The sequence below is a fragment of the uncultured Maribacter sp. genome, from assembly GCF_947496775.1.
Taxonomy (GTDB): domain Bacteria; phylum Bacteroidota; class Bacteroidia; order Flavobacteriales; family Flavobacteriaceae; genus Maribacter_B.
The window spans coordinates 1-17,018 of sequence record NZ_CANMDU010000014.1 but is presented as its reverse complement, the minus strand read 5'-3'; the positions used below and the strand labels follow the sequence as shown (position 1 = coordinate 17,018).

The 17,018-nt window shown below is 32.9% G+C and carries 17 protein-coding genes; 4 read left to right on the top strand and 13 right to left on the bottom strand.

All coding sequences use genetic code 11. The features are described 5' to 3' along the window. Positions 1-31: 31 nt before the first annotated feature. The 3 genes from Q0856_RS17025 to Q0856_RS17015 all read left to right on the top strand — a co-directional run bounded on the left by Q0856_RS17025 (position 32) and on the right by Q0856_RS17015 (position 2,647). On the top strand, positions 32-1,042 hold the full coding sequence (locus Q0856_RS17025) for a dipeptide epimerase (RefSeq protein WP_298506956.1): 1,011 nt from the start codon (positions 32-34) through the stop codon (positions 1,040-1,042). After that, a complete protein-coding gene (locus Q0856_RS17020; RefSeq protein ID WP_298481122.1) occupies positions 1,042-2,091 on the top strand; it encodes a pyridoxal phosphate-dependent aminotransferase family protein in 1,050 nt (349 codons plus the stop codon). The genes Q0856_RS17025 and Q0856_RS17020 overlap by 1 nt, the downstream gene beginning before the upstream one ends. Before the next feature lie 109 nt (positions 2,092-2,200). Next, the gene (locus Q0856_RS17015; protein ID WP_298481100.1) at positions 2,201-2,647 is read left to right on the top strand and encodes a hypothetical protein; all 447 of its coding nucleotides are present in this window, start codon (positions 2,201-2,203) and stop codon (positions 2,645-2,647) included. Between the two features lie 60 nt (positions 2,648-2,707). On the opposite strand, the gene trxB is transcribed toward Q0856_RS17015, so the two are convergent. The 13 genes from trxB to Q0856_RS16950 all read right to left on the bottom strand — a co-directional run bounded on the left by trxB (position 2,708) and on the right by Q0856_RS16950 (position 15,659). Further along, positions 2,708-3,673 carry a thioredoxin-disulfide reductase gene (trxB, locus tag Q0856_RS17010; RefSeq protein ID WP_298506954.1) on the bottom strand — a complete coding sequence of 322 codons (966 nt, stop codon included), beginning with the start codon at positions 3,671-3,673 and terminating at the stop codon, positions 2,708-2,710. Between the two features lie 207 nt (positions 3,674-3,880). Then, positions 3,881-5,023, bottom strand: a complete 1,143-nt coding sequence (locus Q0856_RS17005) for a formylglycine-generating enzyme family protein (protein ID WP_298506952.1) — start codon at positions 5,021-5,023, stop codon at positions 3,881-3,883. A gap of 105 nt (positions 5,024-5,128) precedes the next feature. After that, positions 5,129-5,782, bottom strand: coding sequence for a fructose-6-phosphate aldolase (gene fsa / locus Q0856_RS17000; RefSeq protein WP_298481094.1), 654 nt, complete (start codon positions 5,780-5,782; stop codon positions 5,129-5,131). An 18-nt stretch (positions 5,783-5,800) separates the two neighbouring features. Further along, positions 5,801-7,831, bottom strand: a complete 2,031-nt coding sequence (locus tag Q0856_RS16995; protein ID WP_298481092.1) for a transketolase — start codon at positions 7,829-7,831, stop codon at positions 5,801-5,803. A 211-nt stretch (positions 7,832-8,042) separates the two neighbouring features. Further along, positions 8,043-9,371, bottom strand: a complete 1,329-nt coding sequence (locus Q0856_RS16990) for a DUF3570 domain-containing protein (protein WP_298506950.1) — start codon at positions 9,369-9,371, stop codon at positions 8,043-8,045. Positions 9,372-9,404: 33 nt separating this feature from the next. Next, positions 9,405-9,617: a DUF4266 domain-containing protein gene (locus tag Q0856_RS16985; protein ID WP_298506948.1), complete on the bottom strand. Its 213-nt coding sequence runs from the start codon at positions 9,615-9,617 to the stop codon at positions 9,405-9,407. Then, the gene (locus Q0856_RS16980) at positions 9,614-10,597 is read right to left on the bottom strand and encodes an FAD:protein FMN transferase (protein ID WP_298506946.1); all 984 of its coding nucleotides are present in this window, start codon (positions 10,595-10,597) and stop codon (positions 9,614-9,616) included. Before Q0856_RS16980 ends, Q0856_RS16985 begins: the two co-directional genes overlap by 4 nt. Positions 10,598-10,599: 2 nt before the next feature. Then, positions 10,600-11,040, bottom strand: coding sequence for a thioredoxin family protein (locus tag Q0856_RS16975; RefSeq protein ID WP_298506945.1), 441 nt, complete (start codon positions 11,038-11,040; stop codon positions 10,600-10,602). A gap of 747 nt (positions 11,041-11,787) precedes the next feature. Next, positions 11,788-13,323 carry an ATP-binding protein gene (locus Q0856_RS16970; protein ID WP_298506943.1) on the bottom strand — a complete coding sequence of 512 codons (1,536 nt, stop codon included), beginning with the start codon at positions 13,321-13,323 and terminating at the stop codon, positions 11,788-11,790. After that, positions 13,316-13,807, bottom strand: a complete 492-nt coding sequence (locus tag Q0856_RS16965; protein ID WP_298506941.1) for a Rab family GTPase — start codon at positions 13,805-13,807, stop codon at positions 13,316-13,318. The genes Q0856_RS16970 and Q0856_RS16965 overlap by 8 nt, the downstream gene beginning before the upstream one ends. Further along, a complete protein-coding gene (locus Q0856_RS16960; protein ID WP_298506939.1) occupies positions 13,794-14,654 on the bottom strand; it encodes a cell envelope biogenesis protein OmpA in 861 nt (286 codons plus the stop codon). Before Q0856_RS16960 ends, Q0856_RS16965 begins: the two co-directional genes overlap by 14 nt. A gap of 22 nt (positions 14,655-14,676) precedes the next feature. Next, positions 14,677-15,036: a fructose 1,6-bisphosphatase gene (locus tag Q0856_RS16955; RefSeq protein ID WP_298481075.1), complete on the bottom strand. Its 360-nt coding sequence runs from the start codon at positions 15,034-15,036 to the stop codon at positions 14,677-14,679. Positions 15,037-15,260: 224 nt separating this feature from the next. After that, complete coding sequence (locus tag Q0856_RS16950; RefSeq protein WP_298506937.1) at positions 15,261-15,659, bottom strand: hypothetical protein; 399 nt, start codon at positions 15,657-15,659, stop codon at positions 15,261-15,263. 164 nt (positions 15,660-15,823) lie between these two features. On the opposite strand from Q0856_RS16950, the gene Q0856_RS16945 reads away from it, so the two are divergent. Then, positions 15,824-16,897 (top strand): site-specific integrase, encoded by a 1,074-nt coding sequence (locus Q0856_RS16945; RefSeq protein ID WP_298506935.1) that lies wholly within the window; start codon positions 15,824-15,826, stop codon positions 16,895-16,897. The last annotated feature ends 121 nt before the right edge of the window (positions 16,898-17,018 follow it).

Sequence of the window (17,018 nt, the reverse complement as noted above, 5' to 3'; positions counted from 1 at the left end):
TTGGTATGTCTATAATTTCTAAATTAGTACTATGCAAATACAACTAAGAAAATATACGCTGCCGTTAAAACATACTTTCAGTATTTCGAGAGAATCTCATGATTTTCAAGATTCTTTAGTTGTTACATTATCTTTAAATGGCGTTTCTGGTTACGGAGAAGCAACATCTAACCCGTACTACAAAATAACTGTAGAGAGTATGATGCAAGAAATTAATAATATTAGTGCTTCTATAGCATCTTTTAACTTTACTACGCCAGAAGTGTTTCATCAATTTTTAGTCGATAAAAACCTAAGTAATTTTGCTATTTGTGCTTTAGATTTAGCTGCACATGATTTATACGGAAAACGAAATAAAAAACCTTTATATTCTATTTGGAATACAAATACAGACACCTACCCTATTACCAATTACACTATTGGTATTGCTAGCATAGACGCAATGGTAGCGAAAATGAAAGAAATGCCTTGGCCTATTTACAAAATAAAACTAGGTACAGATAACGATGTTGCCATTGTAAAAGAATTGCGCCGGCATACAGATGCTATTTTTAGGATAGATGCTAATTGCGCTTGGACTGCAGAAGAAACTATCCTTAATGCCCCATTGTTAAAAGAACTGGGTGTAGAATTTTTAGAACAACCTCTTAAAGCAGATAATTGGGAGGGTATGGAAAAAGTAATGCACCATAGTGTGCTTCCTGTTATTGCAGATGAAAGTTGCATTGTAGAGTCCGATGTGGAGAAATGTGCTTTACATTTTTCGGGAATAAATATAAAACTTACCAAATGTGGCGGACTTACCCCTGCCCTACGAATGATTAAAAAAGGAAAAGAATTAGGGCTTAAAGTTATGGTTGGCTGTATGACCGAATCTACGGTTGGTATTTCTGCTATAGCGCAACTACTGCCACAATTAGATTATGTAGATATGGATGGTGCTCTATTATTAAAAAAAGATATAGCTAAAGGTGTAGAGATACAATCTAACGGTTCGGTACTATTCCCCGAGCTTTATGGAAGCGGTATAACACTACTATAATGACACACTATGTAGATAGCTTTCCTGGTAGAGAAATCTGTATTAACGGAGAAAGTCATCTTTATTTTGGCGGCACCTCTTATTTAGGATTACAGACAGATTCAGCTTTTCAGGATATTCTAATTTCCAATATTAAAAAATACGGTACTAATTATGGAGCATCTAGAAAATCTAATATTCAATACTCTATTTATAACGAAGTAGAAACCTATTTATCTGGTTTAGTTGGTTCGGAAGATGCAATTACACTATCCTCTGGCTATTTAGCTGGGCAACTTGTTACGCAGTATTATAATAATAGTAATTACACTTTGTTTTATACTCCAAATACACATTCTGCATTAGCAGTAAATAACGCCCCGAATTATGCTTCATACAAAGCGCTAAAACAAGGTATTTCTGCCTATTTAGCCACCAATCCTAATAAAGCTCCTGTAATTTTTCTAGATTCTATAGATTTCTCAGGAAAGAACTATCCACATTTTACTTTCCTAAAAGAACTTCCTCTGCAAGAATGCATTTTGGTAGTAGATGATTCTCATGGGATAGGTATTCTCGGAAAAAATGGCGGCGGAGTTTTTAATTTAATAAAAGCACTAAAACCAAAAGAAGTTGTTAGCTGTTGTTCTTTAAGTAAAGGGTTTGGCATACAAGCCGGTGTAATTTTTGGAAAATTAACCACTATAAACTCAATTAAAAACACTTCTTTTTTTGGAGGCGCTAGTCCGGCTTCCCCTGCCTGTATTGCTACTTTGAAAGATGCCGAAGATATGTATCGTAAAAAAAGAGAACAACTAAATTCTAACCTCTTATACTTTACTTCTAAAACGGAGAAATTATCTTGTTTTTCGTTTATGAAAGGACACCCGTCTTTTACATTCGAGAATAAAAATTTGTCTAAAAATTTAGAGAAAAACAAGATTGTAGTTACTAATTTTAATTACCCCAATAAAAATTCTCCTTTAATGAGTAGAATTGTTCTAAGTGCTTCTCATACCAAAGCTGATTTAGATTATTTAATAAAATCGTTGCATATACTCCTTGATTAAGTATCATTTTGCCATTACTGTTATTTACAAACAAATCTGATATATGGTACTAATATCTCAAAAAAATAATGTAACTTATTAAGGATTAATAACTTAAAAACAGATAACCATGAAAAAATTATTAGGATTGGTTTTCTTGATGCTTATATTGGTTTCTGCTACCAATTTTACATCATCAAAATCGCACGCTTCTCCTTCCATGGAAGGAACTTGGGAATTAGTTAATCGTTTTCATTACGATGGGATAAATGTATCGGACACACTTCCGAACATTAACGGGTATAGACAAGTTAAAATTTATAGTAAAGGCAAAGTTATGTGGACAAGATATTCGCCCGATGACCCAAAGGAATGGTATGGCTATGGCACATATACCAACACCAATACTAGTTTAGCTGAACGTTTAGAATACGGTTCTAAATCTATGATGAAAGTCTTAGACACCCTACAAACGTTTGAGTTTGAATTGCATTTATATGATGACCATTACAGCCAAATTACTTTAGATGAACATGGACATCCAACATTTTCAGAAAATTACAAACGTATAGATTAGGTAAAAAAACAAAAAAATCCAGCTTTAGAGCTGGATTTTTTTTGTTCTACGTTTAAATTTTTATGCCACCTCTTCTGGTGTTTCTATGCTTGCTAAATAGCGTTCAGCATCTAATGCTGCCATACAGCCTGTACCAGCTGCGGTAACAGCCTGTCTATAATCTTTATCTTGTGCGTCTCCACAAGCAAAAACTCCTGGTAAATTAGTTTTAGTAGATTTTCCTTCGGTAATTAAATATCCTGTTTCATCCATATTTAACTGCCCTGCAAAAATATCTGTATTAGGCTTATGACCAATAGCAATAAACAAACCTGTGATAGCTATGTCCTGTTTTTCTCCTGTTTGATTATTCACCATTCGTAAACCTTCTACTACTTGGTCTCCTAAAACCTCATCTACTTCGGTGTTGTATTTAATTTCAATATTTGGAATACTTTCCACTCGATGTTGCATTGCTTTAGAAGCTCGCATATAATCCTTACGAACTAACATCGTAACTTTATTACAAATATTAGATAAGTAAGAAGCTTCTTCTGCAGCAGTATCCCCTGCACCAACAATAGCTACATCTTGTTTTTTATAAAAGAAACCATCACAAACAGCACAAGCAGATACTCCCCCTCCACGCAATTTTTGTTCGCTAGGTATTCCTAAATATTTTGCAGTTGCTCCCGTAGATATAATAATAGTTTCTGCCTCGATAACTTTATCATTATCAACAGTTACTTTATGTATTCCACCAACTTTATCACTCAATTCAGTAGCAGTAATCATTCCTATACGAACTTCTGTACCAAAACGCTCTGCTTGCTGTTGTAATTGCATCATCATAGTAGGTCCATCAATACCTTCTGGGTATCCTGGGAAATTATCTACTTCCGTAGTCGTAGTTAATTGCCCTCCTGGCTCCATCCCTGTATACAAAACAGGGTTTAAATCTGCTCTAGAAGCATAGATTGCAGCGGTATAACCTGCAGGACCCGAACCTATAATTAATGTTTTAATACGCTCTATATTTTCTGACATGATTTTATTTTCTTAGTTTGAGTTATACAAAAGTAGGTTTTTGACCTAAAACCTTACAATTAAAGTTTTAAAAAGTTGTTAAATAAATAACAGGGTGAGCCCTATTTTATTCGATAATCGAGATTTAAATGTTCCGAGACATGCCTCTAAATAAAAGATAGTTTCCCAGAACCTCTTCACGTGCTTATCTTGTCTTAGTTTACTTAACTACTTTACCATACCAACATCCTTTACCGTTCTAAAACCTAAATGCTCCAAGGAAGAATCTAAGCTAGAACCCATTCTAGAAGAAACTCTATAACTAGCACAATAGGATTCGCTACATAAAAAAGAACCGCCTTTCATTATTTTTTCTTTAGCATAAGGGTTATTCTGCGTATAAGGTTTACTAGCTCCTGTAGGGTTAAAAACAACAGCATCTTTATTTACCTCTTTGTAATAGTTGGTATTGTACCAGTCTGATGTCCATTCCCATACGTTCCCAGCCATATCATACAATCCATTACTATTAGGAGGATAACTTTTAACTGGAGCTCTCTTTTCGTAACCATCTAACTTAGTATTATTCAAAGGAAATTTTCCTTCCCATGTATTTGCTCTAGTATTTAGATTAGATGCATCATCTCCCCAATAATATATGGTGTTTTTATTTTTTCCTCGAGCTGCAAGTTCCCATTCTGCTTCTGTTGGAAGACGACTTCCTTCCCATTCGCAATAAGCTAAAGCATCTTCATAAGCAATTTGCACTACAGGATAGTCTCCTTTCCCTTTTATAGAGCTTTTTGGTCCGTTAGGATGTCGCCAGTTTGCACCAATAGTCCATCGCCACCATTGCGAAAAATCATATAAATTGGGCAACTCCTTTTCAGATTTTTTAAATGTTAAAGACCCTGGTTGCAATATAGAATCGTGTGGTTTTTGTGTGCCCTCAGGAAGCTGTTTTTTCATTTCTTCCCAATCTATAGTTCGCTCAGATACCGTTACATATTGTGTTTCTTTTACAAATTTTGCAAATTGGTCGTTGGTAACTTCGGTTGTAGATATAAAAAACCCATTCACAGCAACTTTGTACGCTGGTTTTTCATGTTCCATGGCTATTTTATCTTGCGAAACGGCTCCTTGAAAAAACTCATCTCCACTAATCCACACCATTCCTTCAGGAACTTCTACACCGACAGGTTTATCCGTAATTAAAGAATCCTTAAGCTTTATTATTTTTTCGGTTACAGTTTTATTTTCAACTGTTGCCTCTTTCTTTTTTTCTTTTTTTACAGAGGTATCTTTACATTGCACACAAAAACTTATTACAAGTGTACCAAATAAAAACACTGCCCATAACTGGTTCTTCATTATACGTAGTTTATTTTTCAAATTTAATCCTAAAAAATTAAACCCATAAAAAAATCCATCATAGATAAGCTATGATGGATTTTTATTATTTTTTACTATAAAATTTTAGTTTCCTTTTTTATAGTCTTCTAAGAATTTAGCTAATCCGCTATCTGTAAGTGGGTGCTTTAATAATCCTTTTATAGAACTTAATGGTCCGGTCATAACATCAGAACCAATTTTAGCACAATCTAATACATGCATTGTATGGCGAACAGATGCTGCTAAGATTTCGGTATCGAAACCATAGTTATCATAAATAAGACGAATATCTGCTATAAGACCTAAACCATCCGTAGAAATATCATCTAAACGGCCTATAAAAGGAGAAACATAAGTAGCTCCTGCTTTTGCGGCTAATAAAGCTTGTCCTGCCGAGAAAACTAAGGTAACATTTGTTCTTATTCCTTTATCAGAGAAATACTTACAAGCCTTTACGCCATCTGCAATCATTGGTAATTTTACTACAATCTGCGGGTTCAGAGCCGCTAAAGCCTCTCCTTCCTTTACCATTCCTTCAAAATCTGTAGAAATAACCTCAGCACTTACATCACCGTCTACAAGTTCACATATTTTCTTGTAGTGCGCTAATATATTTTCTTCTCCAGTAATTCCTTCTTTTGCCATTAAAGATGGGTTGGTAGTAACCCCATCTAAAACGCCTAAATCTTGTGCTTCTTTAATATCTGCTAAATTAGCTGTATCTATAAAAAACTTCATATTTCTTTTATTTACTTATTAATTTAAAAAACTAACTACTTGCTGGTATACTTGCTCCCCCGTAAATCCGAATTTTTCGTCTAAAACTTTAGCAGGAGCGGAATATCCAAAATGACTTAATCCAAATACTTTTCCATTAGGACCAGCTAAACCTTCTAAATTTACTGGAAGCCCCGCTGTTAGACCAAAAATTGGCTTATTTGCTGGGATTATACTTTCTTGGTAGTCTTCATCTTGTTGTCTAAAAACACCTTCGGAAGGGATAGAGGCTATACTAACTTTTAAGCCTTCTTTTTCTTCTAATAAAACAGCGGCATCTAATAAAGTAGCAACTTCAGAACCATTAGCGATTAAAACTACATCTGGATTCTCTGTTTTTTTAACTAAGTACCCACCTTTTTCTGCTCCCAAAGCTTCTTTATATCTAGAATCTCCTTGCGCAGCAATATCTTTAATACCTTGTCTAGAAAGAATTAAACCCGTTGGCGTTTTAGTATTTTCCATTGCCATTTTCCAAGCTACACTCGTTTCTTGAGAATCCGCAGGGCGTAAAGCTACAAAGCTTTGCTCGTGACTATGGTTCTGTAATTTTTCTAACAAACGAATTTGCGCTTCTTGCTCAATTGGCTGGTGTGTTGGTCCGTCTTCCCCTACTCTAAAAGCATCATGCGTCCATACAAACTTTACTGGTAATTCTTGAATACAACTTAAACGTATTGCTGGTTTCATATAATCAGAAAACACAAAGAATGTTGCTACTACAGGAATAATTCCTCCGTGTAATGCTATACCATTTGCTATTGTTGCCATGGTTAATTCTGCTACCCCTGCTTGCAAAAATCCTCCGGAGAAGTCGCCTTTTTGCAAAACGGATGACTTTTTAAGGAAACCGTCTGTTTTATCACTGTTAGACAAATCTGCAGAAGAAACAATCATGTTTTCTACATTTTCTGCCATATACGCTAATACATTGGAAGAAGCTGCTCTTGTAGCAAGACCATCTTTATGCACTATAGATTCAAAATCTAATTCTGGCATTTTACCAGATAAGAAAGTATCTAATTTTGTAGATAATGCTTCATTTTCTTTTCTCCAAGCTGCAATCTCTTCTTTTTTAGCTGCCGCTTTTGCCGTTTTACTTGCTATTATAGTATCGTAATAGGCTTGCACCTCTTTGTAAATATCAAAAGGGTTTTCTGGGTCCGCTTTTAAGTTTAAAAGAGTCTTTGTATAATCTGCCCCAGTATCACCTATTGGCTTACCATGCAATTCGCAATGCCCTTCGAACATACTACCGTCTGCAGTAACACAGCCTTTGCCCATTATAGTTTTTCCTATAATTAAGGTTGGTTTTTCTGTTTCTGCATTAGCATCTTTCAATGCTTTTCTTATTTGTTCATGGTCATGACCATCTATAGTAACTACTTTCCATCCCCATGCTTCATACTTCATTGCAGTATCTTCTGATGTTACTTCATCTGTCATAGAAGAAAGTTGTACATCATTGGCATCGTAAAACATAATAAAGTTATTTAACCCTAAATGCCCTGCTATTCTTCCTGCTCCTTGAGAAATTTCTTCTTGTACACCACCATCCGAAATAAAGCCATAAATTTTATGATCCATCCAATTTCCGAAACGAGCACCTAAAAATTTAGCTGCTATTGCAGCTCCTACTCCCATAGCATGCCCTTGTCCTAATGGTCCAGATGTATTTTCTATTCCTCTTTCAACATCTACTTCTGGGTGACCTGGAGTAACAGAACCCCATTGTCTAAAATTAGCAACATCTTCTTTTTTATAGTTACCCAATAAATAATATTGTGCGTACATTAAAGTAGATAAATGGCCTGCATCCATAAAAAAACGATCTCTAAAAGGCCAAGTCATATCTGTTGGGTCAAAATTTAAAAATTCTGAATACAAAATATGCATAAAGTCTCCGCCTCCCATTGGTCCGCCTGGGTGACCAGAATTTGCCTTCTCTACCATAGCTACTGCCAAAGCCCTAATATTGTCTGCCGATAACTGATCTAATTCCTTGTTCATTTCCTTTTTAAGATTAAATTTTGTAGTTGATGTATACTAATTTTGCCGCAAATATACCTGATTTGAAGTTCTTTAAAAATAAAATAACGTACGTAATTTCGTTAATTCACGAAAAATATAGTTCTGCGTAAAAACAAAACAATTTGCATCAAAAAAAATCCCCTTTATAATTAAGAATTGATTTTTTAACATTTCTTAGAAAAATTTTCTTTTAATCCATTACAAAGCTAACACCTGCAGAAACTATACTGGCATTTAAGCCTGTATCCCTATCATATTTATTATACTTTAAATTGATACTTTTTAGACCTAGTTTCCATATATGAAAATTGGTAAAAATATCGGTATAGGTTACTCCTAAACCATATTGATTTGCGATGTATTTAGACAAATCGTAATCCGAAGTATAAAACTCATTAGTAGATACGTGCTGATTATAGAATGCAAAATAATCGGCAGCGGTTTGGTTATAAAACCTGTAAGATGGGTATATTGTAAATTTATCTGATATTTTAATTGGTAGTTCTAAATTAGCTGTATGTGATTGTATACCCCAATCGTCTGTATAGTAACGATAATAGGTTCGCAACACAAAAATTTCATTGATATAATAATTAAGCCTACCACCTATTGCTATTTTAAATCTAGACTCTGGTAATTTCTCTATTGCTTCTGCCAAGTGAAAATTTTGAATAAAAGAATCCTCTATATCAGAGAAATATACCCTTTGGAATGGTGTAGACAGCAATCCGTCTTGCTGCACAAAATCTAGTAGTAAAGAACCTTGTAGTTTTTTTGACAGTATTTGCGAGAAACCAAAACCTACGGAATAGGAGTTTCTGTTTTTATCGTTTATCGCCGTAAACATAGGGCCGTAATTGGCATTCCCTGAAATGGTATTACCAGTAAATAGAGCATTAGAAAGGCCTCCTCTGCCTTGAACAAAAGGTCTAAGTTCTGATGGATATATGAGTTTCCATGTATCTAAATAAGCGTTTGCGTTTATACTTACTTCTGTATTTTTCTCATTAAACAATTTGGTATAAGAGCCGCCGAACCCCAAGGAAAAATAATCGTATTCGTTAGATACTGAAATTTTAGCAGAAACAATATCGTTTCTACTATCCGAGCTATGACTATAACTAGCGGTCATATTTGCCCAATTATCTGCACTTGAAGCTCCTGAACTAGCCACAAAAGGGTCCGCAGCATTTTCACCATCAAAAGGATTTACATTACTAGAGGAAGCAGATGTATATGCAGAAATCCCAGCATCTATAGTAAGTACATCGTCATCATTTAAGGGGATAGCTACTATAACTGTCCCTGTTACATCTGTTAACTCTTCGGTACCAATACCGCCTGTTACTGCGGCATTATCCCCATCTTGTGCATAGTAACTAGATAAAAAATCTATCTCCGTACTTTCTAAAACTCTCTTTTTATAGGTATTCACAGAATCTTGACTATTGGTCTGAGACTGCCCTACAACAAACATTAAAAAGAAAGCGATTAAGAGTATGTATTTAAAGTTTCTCATCTTCTATCTGCTATGTTCTTTATCATATTACCGTTAATTACAGCCACAGCCACCGCCTGTTTTTCCTCCGTTTGCCCCTACCGCTGCTTCTCTGTAAGAATGAAAGGTAGATATGTTACGGTCCGATTTTTTATCTGTTAGTGCCATATCTGGGTCGTTTAAATTTACTTTTTCGTATTCCTTAACTACTGCACATGAACTAAAACAAATGGCAATACCAAAAGCAACGAGACAACGCTTTATCATAATTTATCTATTTTAATATTATCAGAAGTGCTCAAATCACCATTTTCATCTACAATGACACACTCTATATTAGGTAATTGATTTATTCTGTTAAGCCCTACTTCTTTTCCCATTACAAATACAGAAGTCGCCAAAGCATCTGCTAGTTCAGATTTTGGGGCAAAAACAGTTACACTAATTATTCCGCTAGACGGATATCCTGTTCTAGGGTCTATGATATGAGAATATCTTTTCCCGTTAAATTTTACAAATTTCTCGTAATTACCAGAAGTTACTACTGCACTGTTAGCTATAGGTAATAATGCAAAGGCTTTCTTCTTATCTAACGGATTTGTTATAGCTACTTTCCAGGGTTCTCCATTGGGTTGGTCTCCCCATGTATTCATATCTCCGGATGCATTAACAATACCCGAACGAGCACCTTCTTTAATTAAAAGTTCTTTAGCTTTATCTGCTGCATAGCCTTTTCCTATGGCGCCGAAACCTATTTTCATTCCTTTTTGGGTTAAAAAAACGCTACTTTCTTTTGTATTTAATATGATGTTCTTATAACCAACCTTAGAAACAGATTCTTTAATTTTGTTTACAGATGGCATTTCGGTCATGGAACCATCGAATTTCCAAATTTTATCCATGGAAGCGTAAGAAATATCGAAAGCTCCGTCTGTAAGCTTACTTATTTTTAGGCTGCGTTCTATTAATTGAAAAAGTTCTTTATCTACCTTAACAGGAAGTATTCCTGCATTTTTATTGATTAAAGAAGTTTGCGAATTTTTATCCCAGGAAGATATAAGTCTTTCTATTCTTTCTATTTCGCTAGCAGCTAATTGTATATACCCTTCCCCTTCAACAGAATCTTTAGCTACCACAGTAATATCAAAAGAACTCCCCATAAGCATTAAATTTTGCTTATATGGCTTTTGTGCAGCTACAAAGAGAACACAAAAGAAAGTCCAAAATGTTACTATTTTTTTTGGCAAAATTAGTCTTTAAAAGATTCTAGTAAATGTATGTATTTTGCTGGAGTAGTTTTTTTATAACTCGTTTGCCCCAGTACCTCTCCTTCTGTATTCAAAACAACCACAAAAGGAAAATATCCTCTGGTATTATATTTTTCTGCTAATTCTTTATTCTTAAGTATCTGTTCTTTAGAAAGCATATTTTTCTTTTTTCGAGGAAAGTCTGCTTGTAACATAACAAAATGATTTTCTGCATACTTTTTAAATTCCGAAGTACTCCAAATTTCTTTTTCTAATTTAATACATGGAGCGCACCAATCTGATCCTTGAAAAACTAAAACAATTAACTTATTGTTTTCTTTTGCTAATTGCTTAGCTATTGTTAAATCTGTTTGCCAATCTTGCGCAGTAACAGTTAGCGTAAACAAAAACAACATACCTAATATATGTAATACCTTTTTCATTAACCATATTTTATATTATAGTTTACAAATACTGCACCATAAAAGTACAATCTGTATGTTTATAGTAGAGATTTATAAAATTGTGCCACTTACAAACAAAAATAAGAAGACTTACGTAAGTTAGCTTTTAATTATCTTATGTTTATTATTTCTGTACAATTAATACACAGATGTTTTACACTAAAAGAGGAAAAACATGTCTTGTATACCCCATAGAACTTGGTAAGATGATTTGCTTCTACACAGAAAAAAGGGTCTTTAAAAAAGACCCTTCCATGTTAACTAAAAATATCAAAATATTTTACCCGATACCTAAATTTATGTATTCCGATTTCTTAGTTAATTCTAGATAAATTAATGGTTAGTGTTCGCATCGCCTTATCTTATATTATTTTTATATCTATTTTTTTTTTCTTTTGACTGCTTTTTATAATCATACGCTAATACTGGGATTACCAAATACAAAGCAATTAAAAATATAATCACGCTTATAATAAAAAGTACTTCCGATAAATAAGGTACATCTGCCATTTTTATTCCCGACGGATATCTTTTTTATTCCGCAATTAAGAAAGAATATAGCTTTTACCGTAACACTTCTATTCTTTCGTTATTCAAAAATAAGATGTAGATATTTGTATTACAGTGTTTTTCCCCTCACATTTCAGAACATCGTTGAAATACCAAAAACATCGTTCAAATGCATATTTTGTAAGTTAAAACTTACAAAATACAATTAACAATATACTATTTTAAATGTCTAAGAATAGTTTCTAATAGATTTTCTGTGTCAAAAGGCTTGCTTACTACCGCATTCATACCATCTTTAATGTATCCTTTTTCTTGATTATTAAATACATTTGCTGTTAATCCTATTATTGGTATTTTATTTATGCTATCCATAGGAAAATCTCTAATGAGTCTTGCTACATGATTTCCTAACACATTAGGAAGATTTACATCCATTAATATAAGATCATACGAATTATTAACTACTTCTTGCAAAACCTTAGAACCATCGTTAATGAGGTCAATATAAAAACAATCTGTATTTATTAATACTTTAAAAAGTACAGTTTGTACCTGTTCGTCATCTTCTACAATAAGTAATTTAAATCTCTTTATATTTTTAGATTTAATAGCACTTAACAGCTCTTTATCTATATTTTTAGAAACCACCGTTTTCTTGGTTTTTAAAGGAATTTTAAAAGTAATATCAAAAAAGAACTTTGTTCCTTTGCCTACTACAGATTCTACTTTAATTTTACTTCCCATCTTTTGTAGCAAACCAGAGACTATAGCGAGCCCTAAACCTGTTCCATCTGTTTTACCGCAATTATTAAGTTGCTTAAAACTTTCGAAAATACTTTCCTGGTCCTTTTCGGGAATACCTATACCCGTGTCTTCTACCAAAAACCTAATATTTGCTTTATTAGCTCTTGTTTGGTTTAGCGATACTAATAAAGAAACACTGCCTTCTTCGGTAAATTTTAAGGCATTATCTAAAAGATTAGTAAGTACTTGGAAAAGTCTTAATCTGTCTCCTTCTACAATTTCGGGTATTTTACCAATTGTTTTTAAAGAAAACTCTACTCCTATTTGTTTTGCTTTTGCAGTATAGGTAAACTCTAGCAAATTAATTAGCTTGTTTAGGTTAAAGGCTTTTTCTTGTAATTGTAGTTTGTTAGACGCTATTGTACTTATACTAAGCACATCTTCTAGCATTAATTTTAAATTAGAGTTAGACTCTAATAAAAAATTAATCATCTCTTTTTGCGGTCCTATTAAGTCGGTTTCTGCAAGTAATTTAGTTAATGATATTATACTCGTTAACGGATTTCTAAGCTCATGACTAAAGTTTTGAATAAAACTATTTTTAAACTCTTCTCTTTCTTGAAGTTCCTTATTCTTTAATACAATAAGTTCCGAGTTAATTATAGACTCATTCCGTGCTTGTGCCACCTCTTGGTATGTGGTATAATGCTGTGTAAAATCTTGAATAACAACTAAAACTTCTTTCTCTTTTCTAACAAATTGCACATCTGTAATAAATAGTTTTTCATTTGTTTCTAAATGCACACAATTAAAAACTATTTCTTTTTCTAAAGAATCTGCAAAAGAAGAAAAACACTCAAAAAACGGATGAATACTGGTAATGTTTTTATTAACTACCCTTGGCATAAAAGAGGCATTACTATCTACTACTAGCCCTTTAAAGTCTACTAAATAAAAATGCAGATTTTTAGTAATAAATTCCTGACTGTACTTTTTAAAACTAGACATTTAATTCTTTGGCTAATTCTAAAAATGCTGTATCTACAGTACTTCCAGTTTTAGCACTTGTTAAAAAATTATAGTCAATATTATGCTCTTTTAATAGCTCTTTGAGTTCCTTTTCCACCACCAAATCTATCTTATTACCAATAATTAATACTGGAACTTTGGGCATTTTAGCAGTTACTATTTTTAAGTCTTCCTTTAAATTCTGAAATGTAGATGGCCTAGATACATCAAAAACAAATAAAGCACCATGGGTTCCTAAAAGGTATGCATCTCTTATGGTATCTATTTCATCTGTACCTTCTAAATCCCAAATTACAAAGGATAGGCTTTCGGTTGGCGAAATTTCCACTACTTTTTTTGTAATATGAACTCCTATAGATACCAAGTATTTATCCGAAAAACTGTTACTTACAAACCTTCTAATTAAAGAAGTTTTGCCTACTCCAAAATGCCCAAGAACAACAATTTTTTTAGATTTGCTCATTGCCAAAGCTTTTAGATAATTCTTTCTCTATTTTTTTTCTAGTTACTGGCTCTGCAGATATTTCTATACTAGAAGATGCAAATACCAAATCTAAGTTCATTGCCATAAAACTATTGTAGAAATTAAATATAATATCTTGTACTTTATTTTTTGATTTTAAATCGTAATTACCAGATATTACCACTGCTATGTAATGGGTTACAAAACTTTGTAGGTGTATTTGATACAGCTCATATTCTATTAATTCTAAATTCTGATTTTTTTGATTAAATGCATCTTCTACAAAAGACTTTATTGCGGTAAGCATACCAGAAATCATATCCTCATCTATCGTTTTTCTTTTAGAAAAACTGCCTTTTAATATTCCCGAATCTTTTTCTATTAAGAGAACTTGCTCAATTTTGGCCGAAGATATTTCGCTTAATAGTAATTCTTCTTCACTTACGTTACCAAACCAAGACCTGAACCTTCTGGACATTCCTTTGGCGGAAAACCTTTTAGATAGTTGATTGTTTATAGACTCCGAAAGCATTTTCATTTCTTGAGCTACATATTTTTTAATCATTTTACCTAACACAGGATACAACGCATCTACCACTTCATCTTTATGGTTTTTAATTTCTTCCTTTAAAGTTTCTGTTATAGTCGGCCCTAAGGTATGGGGAATATTTTCTACAAATTCTTTAAGCTCTTTGTTTACAATAGGATTTACTTGAGCAGATAAACGTTCACTATCCTCAATATTTTGCTCCAGAATTTCAATCCTTTTTGCAATTTTTTCTGCATACGCACGATCGTCCGTAAACAAAATATCTTTTAGTATTTCTAATTTATCTGGCTGGTTCATTACAGGGAAGATTAATAACAGTTTATTGTTTCCCTATTTTATCTCCTAACTCTTTGAATAATTCTCCTAACATTTCTTTCTTCACAGCACGATCGTCCAAATCCTCTACCTTGGCTTCTAAATTCTCTTGGAGCTCTGTAATTCTAACATTAACATCTGTAGCAATAGTATCTATAGTCTTAGACAAATCTGCTTTAACCTCTTCTAATAAATCTTCTAAAGTCTTTTTCTTGTCTAGGATATCTTGTTTTAATATCTCGAACTCTGACTCGTACGCTTTTATATTCTCCCCAAAAATTAAATTCTTAATTGCTTCAATTTTTGAACCCGAATCATCTCCTTCTTTTGTTAACTTAATAACTCCTCGTTCATTTTTAGCCATAACACTAGTGTTTTAATCGTTATCTGTAGAACTACCCAATATTTCTTAATCCAAACACGAAGATGTTTTTACGAATTAAAAAATAAAATTAGAGGGCGAATATAAGAAACATTCGTTTTTCTTTATATAAAAATAACAAATATTAAGCAATACCGCGGTTTATTCCCAAATATACACTGCTGATTTTCAGATGATTTTACTAAAAAACAATCAAAAACAATGTCTTAATGATTAGTAAACACCCTTTTTTCCATATAATTTTGCCAAAGAATAAGAACATATTTTTCTTTTCCGTTTTCTGGTCTTTTTAGAAAACCATACTCGTAAACAAAAAGATAAACATCTTGTTTTTGGTTTTTCCAGTAATGCGTAAAAAAATTAGGGTTAAATCCTAGGTTATTTAATACTTCTACCCTAACTGTTACCTTACCCCCTTTATTATATTCTTTTAAAATTTTACGATTTTTCTTTAATTGATTATCAACTTTATTATAAAACCTTACTGGTTGTTCTTTTTCTTTTTTATATTGATGTGCACTTTTGCAATGCAAATCGCAATACTTTTTATCGGCTCGCCCTTGTAGTTCTTTAGAACAATATAAACAGTTTCTTTTTTCTCTCATATTTAAATGACCATTATTCGAATATTATACACATAATATACGATTAAATTATTTCTATCCTCTAGATTGCAATAAAATTGTCATAATTCGCTCTCATGAATTCTTCATATAAGTCAAATATTAGGTCTATTACTTTGTATAACCTTATGATTAATAATACAAAGATGATAGGGATAAAATTTTTCCCAGATAGGCTAATTCAAAATTTAGTAAAGGGGCTACCTAATCCTAAGTGGAGCCTTCAATATAACATGGCTTACATTGCCAATACCAAAGAAAATTTAAGTATTATCTTCTTAACTTTTAAAGGCAATGCTTGGATTAATTACAATAAATTTTTCGCAAACAGACCTATAAACATTGACAACGAAAAGGTAGATGTTACTTGGTTCAGAAACAGAAAAACTGTACCAGAATACAGAACTTGCCCCGAAGAGTATCTTTTAAAATTAGAGTTAAAAAGGTACGCCCATAGTACTGCAAAAACATATGTTACTTTTTTTGAAACCTTTATTAATTTCCATAAAGATATAGGGCTACATGAAATTGGGGAGAATGAAATTAGAGAATTTCTACAACACTTAATTCAGAAAAATCATTCTAATTCTTATGTAAACCAAGCTATTAATGCTATAAAATTTTATTATGAAATAGTATTAAATATGCCTAATCGTTTTTATGAAATTGAAAGACCGAGAAAGCAATCTAAACTCCCAACTGTAATTTCTAGAGAGGAGATACTTTCTATTATCGAAAACACCAATAACATTAAGCACAGGTGTATTGTGGAGCTTTTATATGGCTCAGGTTTACGGAGGAGTGAATTGTTAAATCTTAAGCTAGAAGATATAGATAGCAAACGAATGCTAATTTTTATAAAAGATTCTAAAGGCAATAAAGACCGGCAAACAATCTTATCGAAAACTGCTTTAGCCGATTTACGATTATATTTTAAGGAATACCGGCCACTCACCTATCTTTTTGAGGGAAAAAATGGTCAAAAATACAGTGGTGCTAGTGTATTAAAGATAGTTAAGACAGCAGCGGAAAAAGCAAATATTAGGGTAAACGTTAGTCCACATATATTACGTCATAGTTTTGCAACCCACTTACTGGAATCGGGAACAGATCTAAGGCAAATACAAGTGCTTCTAGGGCATGGTTCTACCAAAACAACAGAAATTTACACTTATGTTGCAACTAACACTTTTAAAACAATAAAAAATCCTTTAGATTAGTAGTTCTAAAAAAGGGATAAACTGACTAGTCAGTCTATCCAATTGTTGTAAAACATTTCATGAAATTTCTAACATACTTAGTTACTTTTCTGTGTTTTGGGGTTTGCAGCTCGCAAGACTT

Excerpts from the sequence above, each read along its gene's own strand:
- Q0856_RS16990 (WP_298506950.1), bottom strand. The coding sequence starts at position 9,371 with ATGAGAAACTTTAAATACATACTCTTAATCGCTTTCTTTTTAATGTTT.
- Q0856_RS17015 (WP_298481100.1), top strand. The coding sequence starts at position 2,201 with ATGAAAAAATTATTAGGATTGGTTTTCTTGATGCTTATATTGGTTTCT.
- Q0856_RS16945 (WP_298506935.1), top strand. The coding sequence starts at position 15,824 with ATGATAGGGATAAAATTTTTCCCAGATAGGCTAATTCAAAATTTAGTA.
- Q0856_RS17025 (WP_298506956.1), top strand. The coding sequence starts at position 32 with ATGCAAATACAACTAAGAAAATATACGCTGCCGTTAAAACATACTTTC.
- Q0856_RS16985 (WP_298506948.1), bottom strand. The coding sequence starts at position 9,617 with ATGATAAAGCGTTGTCTCGTTGCTTTTGGTATTGCCATTTGTTTTAGT.
- Q0856_RS16975 (WP_298506945.1), bottom strand. The coding sequence starts at position 11,040 with ATGAAAAAGGTATTACATATATTAGGTATGTTGTTTTTGTTTACGCTA.
- Q0856_RS16995 (WP_298481092.1), bottom strand. The coding sequence starts at position 7,831 with ATGAACAAGGAATTAGATCAGTTATCGGCAGACAATATTAGGGCTTTG.
- Q0856_RS17005 (WP_298506952.1), bottom strand. The coding sequence starts at position 5,023 with ATGAAGAACCAGTTATGGGCAGTGTTTTTATTTGGTACACTTGTAATA.
- Q0856_RS16960 (WP_298506939.1), bottom strand. The coding sequence starts at position 14,654 with ATGAACCAGCCAGATAAATTAGAAATACTAAAAGATATTTTGTTTACG.
- Q0856_RS17020 (WP_298481122.1), top strand. The coding sequence starts at position 1,042 with ATGACACACTATGTAGATAGCTTTCCTGGTAGAGAAATCTGTATTAAC.
- Q0856_RS16955 (WP_298481075.1), bottom strand. The coding sequence starts at position 15,036 with ATGGCTAAAAATGAACGAGGAGTTATTAAGTTAACAAAAGAAGGAGAT.
- trxB (WP_298506954.1), bottom strand. The coding sequence starts at position 3,673 with ATGTCAGAAAATATAGAGCGTATTAAAACATTAATTATAGGTTCGGGT.
- Q0856_RS16970 (WP_298506943.1), bottom strand. The coding sequence starts at position 13,323 with ATGTCTAGTTTTAAAAAGTACAGTCAGGAATTTATTACTAAAAATCTG.
- fsa (WP_298481094.1), bottom strand. The coding sequence starts at position 5,782 with ATGAAGTTTTTTATAGATACAGCTAATTTAGCAGATATTAAAGAAGCA.
- Q0856_RS16950 (WP_298506937.1), bottom strand. The coding sequence starts at position 15,659 with ATGAGAGAAAAAAGAAACTGTTTATATTGTTCTAAAGAACTACAAGGG.
- Q0856_RS16965 (WP_298506941.1), bottom strand. The coding sequence starts at position 13,807 with ATGAGCAAATCTAAAAAAATTGTTGTTCTTGGGCATTTTGGAGTAGGC.